This is a genomic window from Rhodopseudomonas palustris (genome assembly GCF_003591005.1).
GTDB lineage: Bacteria > Pseudomonadota > Alphaproteobacteria > Rhizobiales > Xanthobacteraceae > Rhodopseudomonas > Rhodopseudomonas palustris_K.
This window is the reverse complement of record NZ_QYYD01000020.1, coordinates 70,079-90,658: the sequence shown is the minus strand read 5'-3', so window position 1 is coordinate 90,658 and position 20,580 is coordinate 70,079. Positions and strand designations below refer to the sequence as shown.

General features: G+C 65.2%; 15 protein-coding genes. 9 read left to right on the top strand and 6 right to left on the bottom strand.

Annotated elements, in window-relative coordinates:
- Nucleotides 1–141 precede the first annotated feature (141 nt).
- The 3 genes from D4Q52_RS18815 to D4Q52_RS18805 all read left to right on the top strand — a co-directional run bounded on the left by D4Q52_RS18815 (nt 142) and on the right by D4Q52_RS18805 (nt 5,857).
- Nucleotides 142–2,409, top strand: coding sequence for a TonB-dependent siderophore receptor (locus D4Q52_RS18815; protein WP_119858109.1), 2,268 nt, complete (start codon nt 142–144; stop codon nt 2,407–2,409).
- A gap of 512 nt (nt 2,410–2,921) precedes the next feature.
- Nucleotides 2,922–5,195, top strand: coding sequence for a TonB-dependent receptor (locus tag D4Q52_RS18810; protein ID WP_119858108.1), 2,274 nt, complete (start codon nt 2,922–2,924; stop codon nt 5,193–5,195).
- A gap of 230 nt (nt 5,196–5,425) precedes the next feature.
- Nucleotides 5,426–5,857 carry a hypothetical protein gene (locus tag D4Q52_RS18805; protein ID WP_119858107.1) on the top strand — a complete coding sequence of 144 codons (432 nt, stop codon included), beginning with the start codon at nt 5,426–5,428 and terminating at the stop codon, nt 5,855–5,857.
- A gap of 233 nt (nt 5,858–6,090) precedes the next feature.
- On the opposite strand, the gene D4Q52_RS18800 is transcribed toward D4Q52_RS18805, so the two are convergent.
- Nucleotides 6,091–6,408 (bottom strand): hypothetical protein, encoded by a 318-nt coding sequence (locus tag D4Q52_RS18800; RefSeq protein ID WP_119858106.1) that lies wholly within the window; start codon nt 6,406–6,408, stop codon nt 6,091–6,093.
- Nucleotides 6,409–6,628: 220 nt separating this feature from the next.
- Between D4Q52_RS18800 and D4Q52_RS18795 the strand changes: the two genes are divergently transcribed.
- The 3 genes from D4Q52_RS18795 (at nt 6,629) to D4Q52_RS18785 (ending at nt 10,437) form a co-directional block, all read left to right on the top strand.
- Entirely contained in the window at nt 6,629–7,597 is a 969-nt protein-coding gene (locus D4Q52_RS18795; RefSeq protein WP_119858105.1) for an SDR family oxidoreductase, read from the top strand.
- 151 nt (nt 7,598–7,748) lie between these two features.
- Complete coding sequence (locus D4Q52_RS18790; RefSeq protein WP_119858104.1) at nt 7,749–9,650, top strand: potassium transporter Kup; 1,902 nt, start codon at nt 7,749–7,751, stop codon at nt 9,648–9,650.
- The gene (locus D4Q52_RS18785; RefSeq protein ID WP_425328498.1) at nt 9,643–10,437 is read left to right on the top strand and encodes a DUF169 domain-containing protein; all 795 of its coding nucleotides are present in this window, start codon (nt 9,643–9,645) and stop codon (nt 10,435–10,437) included. Before D4Q52_RS18790 ends, D4Q52_RS18785 begins: the two co-directional genes overlap by 8 nt.
- A 185-nt stretch (nt 10,438–10,622) precedes the next feature.
- On the opposite strand, the gene D4Q52_RS18780 is transcribed toward D4Q52_RS18785, so the two are convergent.
- Together D4Q52_RS18780 and D4Q52_RS18775 are read right to left on the bottom strand one after the other, a co-directional pair.
- Nucleotides 10,623–12,176: an undecaprenyl-phosphate glucose phosphotransferase gene (locus D4Q52_RS18780; protein WP_182915354.1), complete on the bottom strand. Its 1,554-nt coding sequence runs from the start codon at nt 12,174–12,176 to the stop codon at nt 10,623–10,625.
- A 102-nt stretch (nt 12,177–12,278) separates the two neighbouring features.
- Nucleotides 12,279–13,415: a glycosyltransferase family 4 protein gene (locus D4Q52_RS18775; protein ID WP_119858101.1), complete on the bottom strand. Its 1,137-nt coding sequence runs from the start codon at nt 13,413–13,415 to the stop codon at nt 12,279–12,281.
- Between the two features lie 297 nt (nt 13,416–13,712).
- Between D4Q52_RS18775 and D4Q52_RS18770 the strand changes: the two genes are divergently transcribed.
- On the top strand, nt 13,713–16,019 hold the full coding sequence (locus tag D4Q52_RS18770) for a GumC family protein (RefSeq protein ID WP_119858100.1): 2,307 nt from the start codon (nt 13,713–13,715) through the stop codon (nt 16,017–16,019).
- A 140-nt stretch (nt 16,020–16,159) separates the two neighbouring features.
- Here D4Q52_RS18770 and D4Q52_RS18760 read toward each other — a convergent pair whose 3' ends face one another.
- Nucleotides 16,160–17,404 carry a GNAT family N-acetyltransferase gene (locus tag D4Q52_RS18760; RefSeq protein WP_119858098.1) on the bottom strand — a complete coding sequence of 415 codons (1,245 nt, stop codon included), beginning with the start codon at nt 17,402–17,404 and terminating at the stop codon, nt 16,160–16,162.
- A gap of 127 nt (nt 17,405–17,531) precedes the next feature.
- Between D4Q52_RS18760 and D4Q52_RS18755 the strand changes: the two genes are divergently transcribed.
- Nucleotides 17,532–18,572, top strand: coding sequence for a polysaccharide deacetylase family protein (locus D4Q52_RS18755; RefSeq protein ID WP_119858097.1), 1,041 nt, complete (start codon nt 17,532–17,534; stop codon nt 18,570–18,572).
- Here D4Q52_RS18755 and D4Q52_RS18750 read toward each other — a convergent pair.
- Nucleotides 18,566–18,775: a DUF2842 domain-containing protein gene (locus D4Q52_RS18750; RefSeq protein WP_119858143.1), complete on the bottom strand. Its 210-nt coding sequence runs from the start codon at nt 18,773–18,775 to the stop codon at nt 18,566–18,568. The two genes, D4Q52_RS18755 and D4Q52_RS18750, sit on opposite strands and share 7 nt — an antisense overlap.
- Nucleotides 18,776–18,899: 124 nt before the next feature.
- On the opposite strand from D4Q52_RS18750, the gene D4Q52_RS18745 reads away from it, so the two are divergent.
- Complete coding sequence (locus tag D4Q52_RS18745) at nt 18,900–19,988, top strand: COX15/CtaA family protein (protein WP_119858096.1); 1,089 nt, start codon at nt 18,900–18,902, stop codon at nt 19,986–19,988.
- Here the strand turns inward: D4Q52_RS18745 and D4Q52_RS18740 are convergent.
- Nucleotides 19,985–20,566, bottom strand: coding sequence for a TMEM175 family protein (locus D4Q52_RS18740; protein WP_119858095.1), 582 nt, complete (start codon nt 20,564–20,566; stop codon nt 19,985–19,987). The two genes, D4Q52_RS18745 and D4Q52_RS18740, sit on opposite strands and share 4 nt — an antisense overlap.
- Between the last annotated feature and the right edge of the window lie 14 nt (nt 20,567–20,580).

The window sequence follows — 20,580 nt, the reverse complement described above, 5'->3', positions numbered from 1 at the left end:
CGTCATTATAATGATTCCAGATCCCGCTGTGGGACAGCGGTTTCTCTCGATCTATTCTACCGCCCGACATCGTGCGCGATGATGTTCGGGAGGATACACGACCAATGACGCTGGGAGACCAGCCACATTGGGGATGTGTCCATGACCGTACCAACAAGACCAGCGGCGAGGCAGGCAGCTCTGCTCTGCACCGTCAGCCTGCTCGCCCTGACGACCGACCTTGCAGGCGGCGCAGCCGCGCAATCGAACCTGCCGGCGGTCACCGTCGAAGCTCCGCAGCCGCAACAGCGGGCGCGCAATGCATCTCCCCGACCCACGCGGGCCGCCGCACGAACCGCTCGGCCGACAAGGCCGATCGCGCAGGCTGCGCCGACGCCCTCGCTGTCGGTCAACGAACGACTCTACGCGGGCAGCCAGAGTTACGTCGCCGGGACGTCGAACTCGGCGTCCAAGACGGACACGCCGCTGATCGATACGCCGCGCTCGGTCAGCGTGATCGATCGCAAGGAGCTCGACGATCGCGGCGTCACCAGCATTCCCGAAGCGGTGCGCTACTCGGCCGGCGTCACCACCGGCGGCTTCGGCTACGATCCGCGCTTCGATCAGATCTACATCCGCGGCTTCGCCACCACCACGCTCGGCGACTTTCGCGACGGGCTCAAGCAATATCCGGCGGGCTTCTCCACCTTCCGCACCGAGCCCTATCAGCTCGGCAGCGTCGAGATCATCAAGGGACCGGCCGCGGTGTTGTACGGCCAGTCGGTGCCGGGCGGCCTGGTCGATCGCCGCTCGAAATTCCCCGTCGACAACCAGGTCAACGAGATCGCCGTTCAGGCCGGCACCTTCGACAGATTCCAGACCGCGTTCGACATCGGTGGTGCAGCCAATCCAGACAAGTCGCTGCTGTATCGGTTGGTCGGCGTCGCCCGGTCGGGCAACACCAACTTCGATGTTGCCGATCAGCGGCTGTTGCTCGCGCCGTCGATCACCTGGCGTCCGACCGTGGACACCACGATCACCGCCTATGCGCTGGGGCAGAAGGACGAGACCGACGCCAGCGTTGCCGCGATCAATCGCGGCGGCAAATTGCTCACCGTCAACGGTCAGTATCTGCGCTCGAGCGATCCGTCCTACGACTATCTCAAGCTGACCCAGGCTCAGGTCGGCTATAAGATCGAGCATCGCTTCGACGAGGTGTTCACCTTCCGCCAGCACACCCGGTTCGGATCGCTGCACACCGAATCGCGCTATCTCAGCGGCAGCTTCGCCAACGCGACGACCCCAATCTACAACCGGTCGGCCGTCGCGGTCGGTGACGATCAGACCAGCTGGCAGACCGACAACGCACTGCAGGCCGATTTCGTCACCGGCCCGATCACTCACAAGGTGCTGACCGGCGTCAATTACGACCAAAACGTCTGGGACTTCAAGCTCGGCTCCAGCGCGGTGTTGCCGGCCTATGCGCTCGACATCCGAAATCCTACTTACGGCATTGCCGGCGTCACGCCCGCTTACAGCTCGGGCTCGCGCGCCAACCAGCAGCAGGTCGGGGTCTACGTCCAGGACCAGATGCAGATGGGCGGCTGGCACCTGTCGCTCGCGGGCCGGCACGATTGGGCCGATCAGACGCGGATCAACACCTATACCAACGCGGTGACGGGTCAGCGCAATGATGCCGCGTTCTCCTACAGCGCCGGCCTGCTGTATCATTTCGACAACGGCGTCGCGCCCTATGTCAGCTATGCGACGTCGTTCCAGCCGACGACCTCGATGGCGATCGACGGCAGCGTGCTGGCGCCGTCGGAGGGTGAACAGTTTGAAGCCGGCGTGAAATATCAGCCGCGCGCGGACGTGCTGCTGACGGCGTCGGCTTACGATCTCACCGAAAAGAATGCCGCCAAGCTCGCCGGCTATGTCAACGGCATCGCATATTATGCGTCCGTCGGAGAGATTCACGTGCGAGGGCTCGAGATCGAGGCCCGTGCCCGGCTGACGCCGGAACTGGAAACGGTGACGGCCTACACTTACGCGGATGCCGAGATCACCAAGACCACCATCGCCACCGAACTGGGCAAGGTGCCGGCCGTCACGCCGCGGCACACCGCGTCGAGCTGGCTGAACTATAGTTTCCTCAACGGTGCGCTGGATGGTCTGGGGATGGGAGCAGGGGTCCGCTACATCGACGCGACCTGGACGTCGAACGCCAACACCTCGCGCAACAGCGGCTACACGCTGGTCGATCTGGCACTGCGCTACGATCTTGAAAAGCTGTCACGGCAGTTCGCGGGCTTCCAGGCTTCGGTGAACGCCAACAATGTCGCCGACGAGCAGATCGCGGTGTGCAACGCCGGCTTTTGCTACCTCAGCCAAGGCCGAACAGTGATCGGGACGCTACGCTACCGGTGGTAGCATAACGACCTTCGTTCGCTTCATTTGGCACGCCTGACACCGCGCACCCAAGATGCGGGCCGCACGACGGACTGGCAAGCAGGACCACAAAAAGGCGTGGCGGCAAGCCCGCCGCGCTTCCTCACTTGCGAAACGCGAACGCGCCCGTCTTGACCATTTGGTCGGCACGCTGCTTGCCGATTGCTCCATCGTGCGACCAAGAAAGGAGCAGCGATGCGCGAGACGCTCAGACTGGCGATCGTGACCTGTCCTCACGGCTTCGCCGAGCCTTAGAGAGATTCCAGTGGAGTTGATAGTGCTGTGCCGACGACGCTTGCCGAAGCTGCGACCGTATGGACTAAGCGCCGGCAATAGCGAACGATCTAAACGTTGTCGGTGGCGATTGCCTCGTAGCTGATAGCAGCGCAGCGGGAGTCGCGATCGTCAGACTTTGAGATGTTCTAACAGCCCTGACGATGAAACTCCACCGCCGATGCGCTAGGCGAGATCCGTCATGTAGCGGGGGCTCAAGAATGACAAGAACACTTCACCTCACCAGCGGCGCCGGTTTTCTCGCGGCGATCTCGCTGCATCTCCTCTCCAGCATCGCGCTCGCGCAGACCGGCTTGCCAGCGGTCACCGTCGAGGCACCGCGCACCGAGCGCGCGCGGCCAGCGCGGCCCGCCGCCAGCAACCGCGCAGGCACCACCCGCCGCGTCGTGGCACGTCGCAACACGCAACCGCCGGCCGCCGTCGCGCCAGTGCCGTATGTGACGCCGTCCACCGGCACGCTCGGCGCGCTGCCGGCGAGCTATGCGGGCGGGCAGGTGGCGAGCGGCGGCCAGGTTGGCTTACTCGGCAATCGCGGCATCCTCGACACGCCGTTCAGCCAGACCAGCTACACGGCGCAGCTGATGCAGGATCAGCAGGCGCGCACCATCCGAGACGTCATCGCCAACGATCCGTCGGTCCGCGCTGTCACCTCGGCGGGCGGCGGCCAGGACGGCTATTTCATCCGTGGCTTCTATTACGACGTCGGCGATCTGGCGCTGAACGGCCTATACGGCATGGCGCCGTTCTGGAGCGTGGGCGCGAACTTCGTCGAGCGCGTCGAGATCCTCAAGGGCCCGACCGCGCTGCTCAACGGCATCTCGCCGCTCGGCGCGGTCGGCGGCAGCATTAATCTCGTCACCAAGAAGGCGCCGGATTACGACATCACCCAGCTCACCGCGACCTACGTGTCACGCTCGCAGTTCGGCCTGCAGGCCGACGTGGCGCGGCGCTATGGCGAGCACAAGGAGTGGGGCGTCCGCTTCAACGGCAGCTACAGCGATGGCAAGACGCCGTTCGACCGCCAGACCAGTGAGTTCGGCAACGCCGTGCTCGGCCTCGATTATCGCGGCGAGAACGTCCGCGTCTCGGCCGACGTCGGCTACCAGGCCAACAACCTGACGCCGCCGATCCGGTTCTTCAGCTTCCAGCCGAACGTCGTGCCGTTGCCGCCTGCGCCGTCCGCGAGTTCCAACGCCATTCCGGACTGGGCGTATTGGAAGCCGAAGGACACGTTCGCGACGGTGCGCGCCGAAGTCGACGTCACCCCGGGGCTGACGGTGTACGGCGCCGCCGGCTATCACCAGGCCAAGATCGACTTCAAATTCCTGTCGCCGACCATCATCAACCAGGCCGGCGACTACGGCTCGCGACCGTTCGGCGGCGAGCAGACCTTTACGGCCAAGACCGGCGAGGTCGGGTTGCGCGGCGAGGTCGATACCGGACCGGTCAACCACAAATTCGTGGTCAATTACGGCGCGTTCGATCGGCCCAACGAGAATTCCTATCAGGCCGCAGCCGGCCTCGTCGGCTCGAACATCTACAACTACACGCCGATCCCCGAGCCGGCGTTTCCAGTTCCGATCCGCAATACGGTCGGCCTGAACCAGTGGAGCGTCGGCGCCGCGGATACGATGTCGATCCTCAATGGCGGCGTGCAGGCCGTGGTCGGCGTCCGGCGTCAGCATGTCAGCAACAGTTCGACCGACCTGCTCACCGGCGTCACCACCGGGCAGGACGGCGCCGCGTGGAGTCCGGCCTATGCGCTGTTGCTCCGTCCGCTGTCCAACGTGACGCTGTACGCCAACTACATCGAGGGGCTGCAGCCTGGCACGACGGTGGGCGCTGGCTTCATCAATTCGGGCCAGGTCTTTGCGCCGTTTCAGACCAAGCAGGTGGAAACCGGCGTGAAGGTCGACTTCGGAAGGATCAGCGTCACCGGCAGTCTGTTCGAAATCAAGCAGCCGAGTGCGATCACCACAGCATCCAACGGGTTGTTGAGCCTGTCGGTCGACGGAGAGCAGCGCAATCGCGGCGCCGAACTCAACGTGTTCGGCGAATTGACGCCGGGGCTGCGGCTGCTCGGCGGCGCGGCCTTCATCGATGGCGTGCTGGAGAAAACCGACCGCGGACTGAACGATGGAAACCGTGCGCCCGGCGTAGCGCAGGTCAACGTCAATCTCGGCGCCGAAGTCGACATGCCCGGTGTGAACGGGCTGACGCTGACGGGCCGGGTGGTGCACACCGGCTGGACCTACGCCAATGCCGCCAACACGCAGGTGCTGCCGGCGTGGACACGGTTCGACCTCGGCGCCCGCTACACCTTCCTGTCGCCGTGGAACGGCAAGCCGATCGTGCTGCGGGCCGCGGTCGAGAACGTCGAGAACGTCGCCTACTACGCGTCGTCCTATAGCGGCAGCGCGATCGGCCTCGGCGCGCCGCGCACCTATCTGGTGTCGACGACGTTCAACTTCTGACCATTCCGGGCACGAGCCGCTGACATCGCGTCAGCGGCTCGTGCTGCTGGACTGACTGCGGCACGGTGCCGCTGGAACGGCAGCAGCAGGGGGGTTAAGATACCGTCAGCCTGATGGACCGTTGCCTGTGTCCCTGGGTGTTTCACCAGTCGGCGCAGCGTGGCTTTTCGGTTTCATCGAAATGTCATAGGATTCGTCATCGCGTTCGCACCGTCAGGAGATTGCAATCGATGCGCTTGCGTGTGCGAAAAGCCGCCCATCTGCTGGAACGTTTTGGTCTGGCGATGGCGGGCGCCGCCTGTGGACTGTTCGTCGGCGCCCATGTCGGCACCAGCATCGGGGCGCTGACGACGATTGCATTCCTGCTGGCGATGATGGCGGTTGGATGCGTGGGATTTTATCTCGGCATCGATATTCCGCCGCTGCCTTTCCACGCCGGCGAGACCGATGCCGAGCACGAGGTCCGCGGAGGCATCGATGCGGCGGAGTTTCTCAGCGCGGTCGGAACGTTCTGCGCGACGCTGGCCGCGTTCGCCTCGGTCACATTGGTGGTGCTGCATCTGTCGCCGCATCTCGTCTGGACCAGCATGATCCTCGCCGGCTGGCTGATCGGCGTGTCGATGCAGATCGTCGCCGGCGCGATCGGCCGAGCGCGGCGTTGAGCCGAAGGCTTTCCCTCTACAGCGTTTTCGAGCGAAGTGGATTCCGGTTCGCGTGAAGAAAACGTCAGGATGAGGATTCAGCGTCTCGGAAATGGCCGATCGTTTCAATCATCGATTGAAGCGCCCTCGACGCCTGACAACGAACCGCCCTCGCGAGGAGGGCGGCTGTCAGAGCCTTGGCCGGGGAGTGTCCGCTCGGTGGCTGCGGACTGTGGCGTTGGCTATCTCTTCGATCAGCGCTTGCCGAGGAAGCCGGTGACCGCGGCTGGCAGCGGAATTTTGGCGACCAGTTGCGGCGCGAATACCACGGCGGCGATCGCCAGCGCGATCAGCACCGGCAGAAGTTCAAGTTCGCTCACCTGCGCCACCAGCCAGATCGCAACGAACAGCGCCGCAAGTTCGGCGGCCAGATACAGCAACACGGTGGTGAGCCCCGGACGCGTCAGCTTGGCGACCGGCGGCACCGTGAAGGCGATCACCAGGGCCACGACCAGCAGCGCGATCAGCAGCAGGAACAGGAAGGCCGCGGTCTGAAAGGTGGCTGCCAGCATCGTCACGCTCCTCGAACACCGATGAAGGCGCAAGACTAGGCCGATTCCGCGGAACGCGGAAGCAGCGGCGATGTCAGGATCGCGCCTGACGACGAACGGCCGGCCGGGCACGATTGCAGGTCGCCGGCGATGGACTTCCCCACGAAGCGCCCTCTATGCTGCGTTACCGCAGCCGCGGCTCGAACCGCGGCGCGCTGAGACAAGGGATGGGGGGCGCCGTATGAGGGACTTTGCCGGCAGGATTGCCGTGATCACCGGCGGCGGCACCGGGATGGGTCGCGAACTCGCCCGGCAGCTCGCTGCCGAGGGCTGCCACGTCGCGCTGTGCGACGTTTCGGCCGAGGCGATGGCCGAGACCAGGGCACTGTGCGAAGCCGACGGACTGCCGCAGGGGCTCCGTGTCACGACCCACCTCGCCGATGTTGCGGTCGAAGATCAGTTGTCGCGCTTTCGCGACGAGGTCGCAGAGCAACACCGCACCGATCATATCCATTTGCTGTTCAACAACGCCGGCATCGGCGGTGGCGGCAGCATGATCACCAACAGCCGCGAGCAATGGGAGCGCACCTTCAACATCTGCTGGGGCGGGGTGTATCTCGGCACGCGGATTTTCCTGCCCATGCTGATCGCCGCCGACGAAGGCCACATCGTCAACACCTCGAGCGTCAACGGCTTCTGGGCCTCGATCGGCCCCACCACGCCGCACACCGCCTACAGCGCCGCGAAGTTTGCCGTGAAGGGATTCTCCGAAGCGCTGATGGCCGACCTGCGGCTGAATGCGCCCCACATCAAATGCTCGGTGGTGATGCCCGGCCATATCGGCACCTCGATCGTCGCGAATTCGCGCAGGATCCAGATCGCCGATGCCGGCGAGGAGCTGTGTGCCGAGGAGATCGCGGCGGCGCGCACACGGATGCGCGCTGGCGGCATTGCCGAAGCCGAGCTGACCGATGACGATATTCGCGCGATGGCGCGAGAACGTGCGCGCAGTTTTCGCGAAGACGCGCCCACCACCGCCGCCACGGCGGCGCGGATCATTCTGGATGGAGTGCGGGCGGAGCGCTGGCGCATTCTGGTCGGCGACGACGCGCATCTGCTCGACCAGCGCGTGCGAGCGGCACCGGAGAGCGCCTACGAGCTCGATTTCTACCAGAGCTTTGCCGCCGAAGTCGGCTGGAAGCTGGGTTAGATTTTAGGCCGTCGGACCGCTCGTAAAGGCCACATAAAGATCCATTCATCTTCCACGATTTTCGGCCAAGTAAGCGCGCGAGGTGATACTCAAGCTTCACATCTTCCAATATAGCCGGCGCAGAAACACGGCGAATGTTCGAGGACTGCTCATGAGCGATGCCATCACCACCCAGCAGATCGAAGCCGCGCAGCGGCCGAGTTCGTTTCTGACGCTGTCGCTGGGCTCGATCGGGATCGTCTATGGCGACATCGGAACCAGCCCACTCTACGCGCTGAAAGAGAGCCTGACGGCGGCCTCTGCCGGCGGCGAACTGACACAAGCGATGATCCTCGGCGTGATGTCGCTGGTGCTGTGGACGCTGATCGTGATCGTGACGTTGAAATACGTGCTGCTGATCATGCGCGCCGACAACCACGGCGAGGGCGGCACGTTGACGCTGATGGCGCTGCTGCAGCATGTGATGCACCGCCGCTTCGCGGCGATCTCGCTGCTCGGCATGGCCGGCGCGGCGCTGTTTTACGGCGACGCTATCATCACTCCGGCGATCTCGGTGCTGTCCGCAGTCGAGGGTCTGAAGCTGGTGACTCCGGCCTTTGATCCGTACATCCTGCCGCTGGCGATGGCGATCCTGGTCGGGCTGTTCGTGGTGCAGTTCCGCGGCACAGCCGCTGTCGCCGCCTGGTTCGGCCCGATCATGCTGCTGTGGTTCGTCGTGATTGCAGTGGGCGGCATCGTCAATCTGGCCGGCGATCTCAGCGTGCTCAACGCGGTGAATCCGGTCTACGGCATCGACTTCCTGCTCCACCATGGCCGCGCCGGACTGATCGCGCTCGGCGCCGTGTTTCTCACCGTCACCGGCGCCGAAGCGCTTTACGCCGACATGGGCCATTTCGGCCGCAGGCCGATCCGGGTGGCGTGGTTCGTCGTGGTGTTTCCGGCGCTGGCGCTGTGCTACCTGGGCCAAGGCGCCATGCTGCTGCATCATCCGGAGCGGCTGGAGAATCCGTTCTTCTTCCTGTTCCCGGAATGGGCGCTGCTGCCGATGGTGGCCCTCGCCACCGCGGCGACGATCATCGCCAGCCAAGCGGTGATCTCCGGCGCCTATTCGCTGACACAGCAGGCGATCCAGCTCGGCCTGCTGCCGCGCATGGAAATTCGCCGCACCTCCGAGACCGAAAAGGGACAGATCTACATTCCGCGGGTCAACTGGCTGCTGCTGATCGCGGTGCTGTATCTGGTGTTCGCGTTCAAATCCTCCAGCGCGCTGGCGTCGGCCTACGGCATCGCGGTGACCGGCACGATGGTGATCACCAGTATCATGGCGTATTTCGTGATGCGGAAGTGCTGGGAGTGGTCGGCCGCGGCCGCCGCCACCATCATCGCGCCGTTCCTCGCGGTCGATCTGATCTTCCTGATGGCCAATATGTTGAAGATCTTCGAGGGCGGCTGGATTCCGCTGCTGATCGGCGGTGGCCTGATGGGCGTCATGATGACGTGGCGGCGCGGCAGCAGGATCGTGGCGCGCAAGACCGTTCGCGACGAGGTTGATCTTAACGACTTCATCGCCTCGATCTCCGGTTCATCGTCGATCAGCCGGGTGCGCGGCGTCGCGGTGTTCCTCACCGGCACGCCGAACTCGACGCCGACCTCCCTGATGCACAATCTCAAGCACAACAAGGTGCTGCACGAGAAGAACGTGATCCTGAGCGTGATCACCGAGGACGTGCCGCGGGTGCCGGAACACGAGCGTGCCAGCACGGAGATCGTCAACGACCGGTTCTCGCGGATGACGCTGCGGTTCGGCTACATGGAAAGCCCGAACGTGCCGAAAGGGATCGCCGGGTGCCCCGGCCGCGACTTCAAGTTCGACATCATGAACACGTCGTTCTTCCTGTCGCGCCGCGTCATCCGTCCGGCGACGCCGTCGGAGATGCCGCGCTGGCAGAGTCTGCTGTTTGCCAACATGGCGAAATGGGCCGACGATGCCAGCCTCTATTTCCGGATTCCGACCGGACGCGCGGTCGAAGTGGGGATGCAGATCAATGCCTGATGGGATGATGCCGGAGCCGGCGCAGTCGTTCGACTTCGCCGCGATGGTCGCCGATCTCAACGCGCTGCTGCGGCTGAAGACGACGGTGATCGGCATGAAGATGTTCGCGACTGCCGCCGAAATGGAAGCGATCCCGAAAGTCCGGCGGCCGAATGCGATCCATACCACCGACCAGATCGTCAGCATGGCGTCGCGTCTCGGCTGGACGGTCGGCATCACCGCCGCCGATCTGGTCGGCGCTCAGTGCCGCGCGGTGATCGGGCTGTCGCCTCAGGACGAGCAATGGCTGTCGGGGCAATCCTATGTCGGTGTCTGGCACGGCACGGCCGAGGACGCCGCCGCGCGCCAGCACGCGCTCGACGTGGTGCCGTTCGGCACCTATCAGGCGATGGCGGTGTCGCCGCTGGCGAGCGGCCGGCTCGATCCGCCAGACATCTGCCTGGTCTACGCGACGCCGGGGCAGATGATCATCCTGATCAACGGCCTGCAATATGTCGGCTACAAGAAGTTCGACTGGGGCGTGGTCGGCGAGACCGCCTGCGCTGACAGCTGGGGCAGGGCGCTCAAGACCGGCGAGCCGAGCCTGTCGCTGCCGTGCTTCGCCGAGCGCCGCTATGGCGGCGTGCCGGACGAGGAGATGCTGATGGCGCTCAAGCCGGCGCATCTCGCCAAGGCGATCGACGGCATGAAGCAGCTCGCCAAGAACGGCCTGCGCTACCCGATCGCGCCGTACGGCATTCAGGCCGATGTGCGGGCGGGGATGGGGGTGTCGTATGGGAAGACGTAGCTGAGCGTCGAGGCGCCAAGCCGCGTTGTACCACCTCTCCCCGTCATTCCGGGGCGCGCGAAGCGCGAACCCGGAATCCCGACGTTATTGGGCACGGTCTTTGTAACAATCTCGGGATTCCGGGTTCGCGAGCTACGCTCGCGCCCCGGAAAGACTCGTGGAGAGAGCGGTGGAAAAAGGGGACTCTAGTACGCGTTCTCGCCTTTCAGCAGCGCCCACGGCGTCTTCAGCAGGATGTAGAGGTCGAACAGCACCGACCAGTTCTCGATATAGTACAGGTCGAACTCGACGCGCTTCTGGATCTTTTCCTCGTTGTCGATCTCGCCGCGCCAGCCGTTGATCTGGGCCCAGCCGGTGATGCCGGGCTTGACGCGGTGGCGCGCGAAATAGCCGTCGACGGCTTCGTCGAACAGCCGGCTCTGCAGCTTCATCTGCACCGCGTGCGGGCGCGGGCCGACCAGCGACAGATTACCCTTGAACACCACATTGAACAGCTGCGGCAGTTCGTCGAGGCTGGTGCGGCGGATGAACTTGCCGACGCGGGTGACGCGCGGGTCGTTCTTGGTCACCACCTTCGAGGCGGTCGGGTCGGCCTGGTGGTGATACATCGAGCGGAACTTGAACACGTCGATGCGCTCATTATTGAAGCCGAACCGCTTCTGCCGGAACAGCACCGGGCCAGGACTATCGAGCTTCACCGCTAGGGCGACCAGCGCCATGATCGGCGCCACCGCGAGCAGGATCAGCCCGCCGACCACGCGGTCGAACAGCTGCTTCATCACCTGATCCCAGTCGGTGATCGGCGCTTCGAAAACGTCGAGGGTCGGGACGTTGCCGACATAGGAATAGGCGCGGGGACGGAAGCGGAGCTTATTGGTATGCGCCGACAGCCGGATGTCGACCGGCAGCACCCACAGCTTGTTGAGCATCTGCAGGATGCGGGTCTCGGCCGAGATCGGCAGAGCGAACAGCACTAAGTCAACCCGGGTGCGGCGGGCGAATTCGAGAATGTCGTCGATCTTGCCGAGCTTCGGACTGCCCGCACAAGTATCGAGCGAGCGCGAGTCGTTACGGTCGTCGAACACGCCGAGGACGCGGATATCGGAGTCGTCGTCCTGCTGCTCGTTCAGCGCGCGGATCAGCTTTTCGCCGTTCTCGTCGGCGCCGACGATGATGGTGCGGCGATCGAGCCGGCCTTGGCGCGCCCAATGCCGCACCAGATTGCGCAGGATCAGGCGTTCGACGACCAGCACGGCGAGGCCCAGAAGGAAGAACGACAATAGCCACACCCGCGAGACTTCACCGCCGAGCTTGGCGAAGAACGATGCGCCGATGAACAGCAGGAACACGAAGGTCCACGCCGATATCATCCGCGTCATCTGCTTCAGCGAGCGGCGAAACACCTGGACTTCGTAGAGGTCCGCAGCCTGGAAGCTGATCAGCGTGGTGAGCGTCATCGCCAGGATCGCCGCGATGTACTCCCACTGCACGCCGTCACGCCGGGCGACGTAGCCGAGATACAGCGCAATGCCGACGCCGGCGATCAACACGAAATCGGCCAGCCGGACGAGACCGGTGATCACCACCGGCGAATACGCGCGCGGCACTTTCAGATTGGCGACGGCCAGTGCGGCGGGCGACAGACGCTTGCGTCGCTCCACCATCGGACGGTTCGGATCAGGAAGTGCCGCACTCACGGCGGCGGCTTCGATCATGGCGCGTGCGCTGATCGGTTCCACGTCGCAGGTCCATTGTCTTGGCGCGCGACGACGTCGCGCGCAGCCAGCCCCACGACGCGTTTAGTCCGAAAGTGGCAAGAAAACGTTAGCGCAATTGTGGACTCACCCGCGCTTGAAGGCGTCGCGGTAGCCGGCCAGCACACCCTCGACCATCGCCTTCTGCGAAAAGTGCAGGAATATCCGCTCGCGGAGCTGCCGGGCGCGTTCCTGCGCGGCAGGCAGATCGTCGAGCGCGGCGCGGATCGCGGCGGCCATGGCGGCCGGGTCGCTTGGCGCAAACAGCGCGCCGGTGTGGTCCGGGCCGAATATCTCCGGGATGCCGCCGACATTCGCGGCGACCATCGGCACACCGGCCGCCGCCGCCTCGATCACCACATAGGGCATGGAATCGCCGCGCGACGGCACCACCAGAACGCGGCCGCGGGCAAAGCCGTCGCGGGCCTTGACGTGGCCGCTGAAGCGGACCGCCTGATCGAGTCCGAGTCGGCTCACCTGCGCGCGCAGCGCCTCGGATTCTTCGCCGTCGCCGCCCAGCGTCAGGGTGACGGGGCGACCATCGGCGCGCAGCCGGGCAACCGCGTCGATCAGCAGATCGGCGCCCTTGATGCGACGAAATTCACCCACATAGGCGACATCGCTGGCGTTCGGCGCCAGCCGGATCGGGTCGAACTCGCCCGCGGTGACGCCGTTGAACACGCAGCGTACCAATCCTTCTGGCTGCCCGATCATCCGCTCGTACGTGCGGCGCGCGAACTCGCTTTCAAACAAAAACAGCTCGGTGCGATTCATCAGCAGCCGCTCCATCCAGCCATAGAGCTGGCCCTTCGCGGTCGAGACCGGGTAGTGCAGCGAGCCGCCATGCGGCGTGTAGACACGGATGGCGTGGGCGGGCCGCGGCACGATGCGCATGAACACGCCGGCCTTGGCGCCGTGGCCGTGCAGCACGTCGGGCCTCAGCTGCGCGATCAGCCGGGCGAACCGGCCCCAAATCCACAGATCGCTCGGCGACGGCTCGCGCCGGATCGGCATCCGGAAAACGCCGAGTTTCAGCCGCGGCGCGATCTCGGCCAGCGCCGCGGTGGCGCGCTCACCGCCGGTCAGGCTGTCGGTGATCAGCGCGATGTGATGACCACGATCCGCCTGGCCATTGGCCAGATCGAGGATATGGCGGATGATGCCGCCGACCGGCGCACGGACGGCATGGACGATGCGCAGCGGCTGCTCCGGGTCAGAAGCCATGTCAGAAGAGCCAGCCGCCGCTGGCCGGCTGCGCGCATGCACCGCGGCGCATCGGGCAGCCGCAAGCAGGCGCGCCGAGCAGGCGGACGGCAGCGGGGGTGAGGCAGGGCATCAGCACGGTCCAGAGAGAAATTGTCGATTCAGATTAAGGGCTTTCGTGGTTAACAATCAGTGAGCCGGTACAGGGTTGCGCTGCGATTTGCTAACGCAGGAACCGGATTTTAACGCCCCGGCAACCTTAATCGATTGTAATCGGGCGCCATAAGACTGGCTCGTCGCGTCGGGTAGGAGTGGAAGATGCGGTTCGCGTTTTGGCGTCGGACGAAGGACAAGGCGACGCAGAGTGGTGACATGCCGTCCGCCCGCACCGCTGCAGCGCCGTCGAGAGCCGAGCGCATCAAGGTGGCGGCGAAGGAACCGGTGTTCAACCGAGCCGTCGCGCAAGAGCTGATCATCAACCGAACCGCGCAGCAGGCTCAGGCCATCGTACCTCCAATCAATGGCGACATCGATCTGCGGCTGATCGGGCAGGCGCTGGCCCGCAAGAAGCACCTGATCATCGGTCCGACGCTGCTGGCGCTGGTGCTGTCGCTCGCGGTCGTCAACCTGATCACGCCGCGCTACAAGTCCGAGGCCCGCATCCTGATCGACGGGCGCGAGAACGTGTTCCTGCGGCCGAGCGGCGAACGCGACGAGCAACGCAACGTGGTCGATCCGGAGGCCGTCACCAGCCAGGTGCAGCTGTTGCTGTCGCGCGAACTCGCGCTCGACGTGATCAAGAAGAACAACCTGGCCGAACGGCCCGAATTCGATCCGGTGCTGCAGGGGATCAACCCGCTGAAAACGATGCTGGCGCTGTTCGGCATCGTCCGCGATCCGTTCTCGATGACCCCGGAAGAACGCGTGCTCGACGCTTACTACGAGCGGTTGACCGCCTACGCGGTCGACAAGTCCCGCGTCATCGTGGTCGAATTCCAGTCGCGCGATCCGGAGCTTGCCGCGCGCGTCGCCAATTCGATTGCCGACGGCTACCTGGTGTTGCAGCAGAATGCCCGCCAGACGCAGGCGCGGTCGGCGGGGCAGTGGCTGTCCGGCGAGATCGAATCGCTGCGCCAGAAGGTCGCCGAAGCCGAGTCCAAGGCCGAGGATTTTCGCTCGAAATCGAGCCTGTTCGTCGGCACCAACAACACCACCCTGTCGAATCAGCAGCTCGGTGAGCTCAACACGCAGCTCGGCAACGCACGTGCGCTGAAATCGGATGCCGAATCCAAGGCAAAACTGATCAAGGAGATGCTTCAGGGCGGCCGACCGATCGAAGCTTCCGAAGTGCTCAACTCGGATCTGATCCGCCGGCTGGCGGAGCAGCGTGTGATGCTGCGCGCGCAGCTCGCCGAGCAGTCGTCGACGTTGCTCGACAATCACCCGCGCATCAAGGAATTGCGCGCGCAGCTGAGCGACCTCGATCGTCAGCTCCGTGACGAAGCCATGAAGCTGTCGCGCTCATTCGAGAACGACGCCCGGATCGCCAGCGGCCGGGTCGACAGCCTGACCGCAAGCCTCGAACAACTGAAGAAACAGGCGTCCTCGACCAACGGCCAGGACGTCCAGCTGCGCGCGCTCGAGCGCGAGGCCAAGGCGCAGCGCGATCTGCTGGAATCCTATCTGGCCAAGTATCGCGAGGCGACCACCCGCGAAACCATCGACCAGGCGCCGGCCGATGGCCGCATCATCTCGCGGGCGATCGTGTCCAACACGCCGGCCTATCCGAAGAAGCTGCCGATCGTGCTGATCGCCACACTGGCGGCGCTGGTGCTGAGCGCCGGCAGCATCGCCACCGGCGAATTGCTGCGCATGACGCAGCCGCGCGCCGTGGCCACCAGTGCGCCGATCGAGCCGGTGCTTGCCACTGCGCCCGTGGCAGCTGCGGCTCCGGTGAGTGTGCCGGCTGCGCCGACGCTCACGCCCGAGCCTCCGCGCGTGAGCGTCGCGGAGCAAGCCGGCGCGGATGATCTCGATGCACTGGCGCGTCGGCTGCGTGCAGGCGGCGAGGCGGCCCGCAAGGTCACCGTGCTCGGCACCGGCGTCAGCGACCACGTCACCGCGACCGCATTGACGCTGGCGCGTCGACTGGCTCAGGACGCCAAGGTCGTGCTGATCGACCTGTCGGAATCCTCGGCGATGCTGAAGGCGGCGTCGGCCGACTCCGCAGCGCCGGGGCTGGCCGAACTGATGCAGGGCGACGCCTCGTTCGGCCAGGTCATCACCCGCGACCGCAGCAGCGGTCTGCACCTGGTCAGCGCCGGCCGGCCCGGCTTCGACCGCGCGCTACTGCAGTCGCCACGACTGATCGTGGCGCTGAACGCGCTGCTGCGCGTCTACGACCACGTGCTGCTCGATGCCGGCACCGCGGCGGATTTGCCGGCCGAATTGCTCACCGCACAGGCGCAGGCCGTGGTGGTGCCGGCCCCGACCATGCCGGCCGACGCCCGCGCCAGGATGGCCGAGCAACTGAAGGCCGTCGGCTTCTCCGAAGTCACCATGGTCGCCGCCGCCCCGCGCCCGGCCGATGTGGCCGAGGCGGGCGAGCACACGGTCGCGGCGTGAGCGCTGGTACGGTCCACTGATGAGTTCCGCCGTCATGGCCGGGCTTGTCCCGGCCATCCACGCCTTTGTGCTGGAGTTGGCGCAGACAGGCGTGGATGCCCGGCACAAGGCCGGGCATGACGAGGCGTGGTGGTGAGTTGTTAGTTTTCCGAGTCTTCCGCTGCAGTGGCCGGAGCGGGGGCCTTGCGTTGCAGGGCGCCGCGGAGGCGTTGCGCCATCTGCTTCAAGGCCGGGCTCTGCTTGACGGTTCGCTTGGCGCGCGCCAGGGCGGCCATCGCGGGGGCGGCGAGGCGGCCGCGGGAGGATAGCGCGACGTAGCTGTCGAAGATCGGCTCGAGATCCTTGCAGAACATCTTCTTGTAGTCGTCCGAGCCGATGCCGAGATCAATCCGGCGGTAGCCTTGATCGGCGTAGTGATCGATGATCGACCGCATCAGGATCAGGCCGGGACTGTAGCGCGCCGCGTCCGACAAGGTATAGGTGTTGAACATCATCGAGTAGCGATGACCGTCGGCGACGCCGGCGAACATCGCGATCATCTCGTCGTCGCTCTGCAGGGCGTGAATGTCGATGGCGCGGCCGCCACCGGGCAGCGCGGCATGGCAGGCCTGCCGGACGAAATCCTCGACGCCGGGTTCTGCGAAAACGTTGGGCAGCTTCTGCGCGGCCATGCGGATCGGCTTGATCCGGAAGAACGCGTCGAGCACGCCATCGATGTCGGCGTCGGTCGTCGCCTGGGCGTAGCGATAGCCGGGCAGTGCCTGCAGCTTCTTTTCCTTGGTTTTGAGGCGGCGGCGAAACGAGTTGCTGATCCGGTTAGCCGCCGGCGCGCCGGCTTCGAGCCGCAGCACAGGGCAGTCATTGACCGAAGGCTGATGCGGCAGCAGCGCCAGCGGATTGGCGAGATCGCGCCAGTGCAGCGGCTGCTGACACAGGGCCAGCACATCGGCGCCGCCTGGAACGGCACGCAGGCCCGCGATCAGCGCTTCGACATCGCGGGCATCGGCCATCGATGCGACGTCGCGGCGCCACAGCGGCATGTTGAAGGTCGGATACTTGCCGCCGAGAAAGCTGGCGACGCGGACGCCGAAGCGGCGCTGCAGTCCGAGCGGCATCAGCAGCATCGGACGGCGGTCGGCGTCACTCGCCACCACGATGAACGGCTCGATGCCTTCGGCCGAGCCGATATGTTGCTGCCAGGCGGCGAGCAAATCGAACCGTTGATATGGTGTTGAAACCTGATCCGGCTGCTCGAGCGCGCGCCAGATCGGCTCAGCCACCGCCAAGTCGCGGAGCACATCGACCCTCGCAATCCGGCCGGGCTGCACGGTCGGGGCGGCCTCGTTTGCGGATCGGCCTTTGCTCAGCACGGCCGTCGTCGCCATCCGGACAATTCCTGAGGTTAACGTTTTCTAACTTTCGCAGCCGCCGGACCTTTACAAATAAACATCAACAAACAGTAATGCGCCATGATGAAACGGGGCAGGAGGCGCCGTCACGCGGAGGCGGATCTTGTCAGCGAGTGGGTGGTTTGCGTCGACAGGATTGGAACTCGCCTATTTCAGTGGATTTGCGCGCTTCGCAGAAACCCGCGGTCGCGGCCGGGGCGCAATCCTGCGGTTCGACCGGGTGCGGCCGACCCGAAAGGACAAGTTTCAGCCGCTGCGCAGCCGTGAGATCACGCCGCAATTTCTCGACCGTCTACTGCGCTCGCTGCGCCGGTGGAACTGCGATGTGATTTCGCCAGACGAGGTGCTGGACCGCATTGCCTCTCCTGACGGAACGGGGCGGTTCGTCTGTCTGACCTTCGATGGCGGCTCGCGTGACCTGATAACTTACGGCCATCCGATTCTGGCGCGGCACAAGGCGTCGTTCGCGGTGTATGTGCCGACCGCCTATCCGGACGGTCTCGGCGAGGCCTGGTGGGTCGCGCTCGAGCAAGTCATCGCAAACCACGATCGTATCGCGCTGGTGATCGACTACGCCGAACGCCATTTCGACACCGCCAGCACCGAGGACAAATATCGCGTGTTCCGATTCCTCGGGACCTGGCTGCGCGCCTTGCCGCCGCCGGATCTTGGCGCTGCGATCCATGATCTGTGCAAGCGCTACGGCGTCGACGTCGCCGGACTGACGCGCGAGGCGGTGATGACCTGGGAAGAACTGTCGCGGCTCGCGGCCGATCCCAAGGTCACAATCGGCAGCGCGACGGTGAACTATCCGCGGCTCGCCAATGTCGGCGATGCCGCCGCGCAGCGTGAGATCGCGATGAGCCGGGCCGTGCTGCACGCGGCGCTCGGCCACGAGGCCTCTCACTTCGCGTATCCCTACGGCGAGCGCGGCAGCTTCACCCGGCGCGACGAGCAGTTGGTGGCACAAGCCGGCTATGTCAGCGCCATGACGTCGATCCCGGGGATGATCGGTCCGGGCGCAGCGCCGCTGATGCTGCCGCGGATCGCCTGGGACGGAAGGCGTCGGTCACTGCGCGGGTTGCGCGTGCTGTTGTCGGGAGTGATGTCGGGCACCGCGGCCCAGCTCGCCCGGCGCTACTGAGGATCCGGGCGCGACATCCAGGTGACGACCGGCATCGCCGGCAGCACCCAGCCGAGGCCGGCAACCACGTAATAGATCGCTTGCAGCCATTTGGAGTCGGCGATCACTGGCGCCTGCGCAATCGCCATTGCGGTGAGCGACCACACGATTGCGATCACCAGCAGCACGATGGTTCCGATCAGTTTGCGGGTGCGGATATGCATGGGCGAAAGCAGGTCCAAAGTCTCTCGCGCTTGGGTCACACGCGCTTGATGCGGCCTCGCGGCGCTTTGCGCGCGATGGCAGCCGGACTATAAGGGGCGCCGAAATCCGATCAAGGTATGCTTTATGACCGCAACCGCGGCACCTCGTCCACCTGGTATGCGCGCCGTCCGAATCTGGCTGACGCTGGTGGCGATGCTGATCGCCGTGATGGTGCTGGTCGGCGGCGCGACGCGGCTGACCGAATCCGGGCTGTCGATCGTGGAGTGGAAGCCGATCACCGGCACGCTGCCGCCACTCACCGACGCGCAATGGCACGCCGCGTTCGACGGCTACAAGCAGATCCCGCAATATCGCGAACTCAATGCCGGCATGACGCTGCACGAGTTCAAGACCATCTTCTGGTGGGAATGGAGCCACCGGGTGCTCGGCCGCGTCATCGGAATTGCCTATCTGCTGCCGTTTCTGTGGTTTCTGTGGCGCGGCGCGATCGCGCCGGAGTGGAAGCGGGCGCTGTGGGGAATTTTCGCGCTCGGCGCGGTGCAGGGCGCAATCGGCTGGTGGATGGTGGCCTCCGGGTTGTCGCAGCGCACCGAAGTGTCCCAGGTGCGGCTCGCGATCCATTTGACGTTGGCGCTGATCATCTTCGCGTCGATCGTCTGGACGCTGCGCCGGCTGTCGCACCGGCCGCCTGTGCCGGCGCCGGGGCGGTTGAAGATCACCGCGATCGCGCTGCTGGCGATGACATTCGTCCAGCTGTTTCTCGGCGCGCTGGTCGCGGGGCTGCGGGCAGGGCGATCGTACAACACCTGGCCGCTGATCGACGGCGCGCTGATCCCTTCGGCGGACCGGCTGTGGTTCGAGACGCCGTGGTGGAAAAACCTGTTCGACAATCATCTCACGGTGCAGTTCGATCACCGGATGATGGCCTATGCGCTCTGGGCGCTGGCAGCGTGGCACGCGATCGACGCGCTGCGGGCGAGGGCGGGACGCGCGGCCTCCGGCGCGCTATGGCTGTTCGCTGCGCTGTCACTGCAGGCGCTGCTCGGCGTCCTGACGCTGCTGCACGACGTGCCGATCGATCTGGCGCTGTCGCATCAGGCCATGGGCATCGTAGTGCTGACGCTGGCGGTGTTGCAGGTCGAGCGACTGACGGCACCCGAGATCGTGACCGCGAGGGGCAGTTCGGCCACCTTGGCCAAGCAGGTCGGCTAAGTGGTCTTCCTGCGGTCGAGATAAGCCGCCACGATCGGCGACAGGAAAGCCGCCGGCCAGACGAATTTCGGCCAGTGCGGATCGATCAGGCCTGCCACCATCGCCGCCATGAACACCACCAGCGGCACCAGCGGCGTCGGCAGGCGCAGCCAGTCCCGCTTGGGCGCGACCGCCATCGCCCACAGCGTGAAGTTGAACGTCGCGATCAGCAACAGGTTGCCCCCGTACAGCACGATCACCGTCGAGGAATCGTAGTTGTTGCCGTACAGGCCGCACGTCACCGGCAGCAGGATGATCGACAGCAGGAAGAACAGATTGACGATCACTCCCGGACGACTGACGTGGGTGGCGTAAGCCAGCCGCTGCTGATGGCTGTACCAGAACATGCCGGCAACGATGAAACTGAGCAGCAGCGTGGCGATGAAGGCGCCGTAGGCGTGCCAGATCTCGCGCCATTGCGGATCGCCGCCAGCGAATTTCTCACGCGGCGCCTGGTAGGCGAGCAGCGTCATCGCCACACCGAACACGGTGTTGCTCAGCGCTTCCAGCCGCCGCACTTCGAAATGTCCGCTGCTCATCGCCGCCCCCCTCG

Excerpts from the sequence above, each read along its gene's own strand:
- D4Q52_RS18815 (WP_119858109.1), top strand. The coding sequence starts at position 142 with ATGACCGTACCAACAAGACCAGCGGCGAGGCAGGCAGCTCTGCTCTGC.
- D4Q52_RS18810 (WP_119858108.1), top strand. The coding sequence starts at position 2,922 with ATGACAAGAACACTTCACCTCACCAGCGGCGCCGGTTTTCTCGCGGCG.
- D4Q52_RS18805 (WP_119858107.1), top strand. The coding sequence starts at position 5,426 with ATGCGCTTGCGTGTGCGAAAAGCCGCCCATCTGCTGGAACGTTTTGGT.
- D4Q52_RS18800 (WP_119858106.1), bottom strand. The coding sequence starts at position 6,408 with ATGCTGGCAGCCACCTTTCAGACCGCGGCCTTCCTGTTCCTGCTGCTG.
- D4Q52_RS18795 (WP_119858105.1), top strand. The coding sequence starts at position 6,629 with ATGAGGGACTTTGCCGGCAGGATTGCCGTGATCACCGGCGGCGGCACC.
- D4Q52_RS18790 (WP_119858104.1), top strand. The coding sequence starts at position 7,749 with ATGAGCGATGCCATCACCACCCAGCAGATCGAAGCCGCGCAGCGGCCG.
- D4Q52_RS18785 (WP_425328498.1), top strand. The coding sequence starts at position 9,643 with ATGCCTGATGGGATGATGCCGGAGCCGGCGCAGTCGTTCGACTTCGCC.
- D4Q52_RS18775 (WP_119858101.1), bottom strand. The coding sequence starts at position 13,415 with ATGGCTTCTGACCCGGAGCAGCCGCTGCGCATCGTCCATGCCGTCCGT.
- D4Q52_RS18770 (WP_119858100.1), top strand. The coding sequence starts at position 13,713 with ATGCGGTTCGCGTTTTGGCGTCGGACGAAGGACAAGGCGACGCAGAGT.
- D4Q52_RS18760 (WP_119858098.1), bottom strand. The coding sequence starts at position 17,404 with ATGGCGACGACGGCCGTGCTGAGCAAAGGCCGATCCGCAAACGAGGCC.
- D4Q52_RS18750 (WP_119858143.1), bottom strand. The coding sequence starts at position 18,775 with ATGCATATCCGCACCCGCAAACTGATCGGAACCATCGTGCTGCTGGTG.
- D4Q52_RS18745 (WP_119858096.1), top strand. The coding sequence starts at position 18,900 with ATGACCGCAACCGCGGCACCTCGTCCACCTGGTATGCGCGCCGTCCGA.
- D4Q52_RS18740 (WP_119858095.1), bottom strand. The coding sequence starts at position 20,566 with ATGAGCAGCGGACATTTCGAAGTGCGGCGGCTGGAAGCGCTGAGCAAC.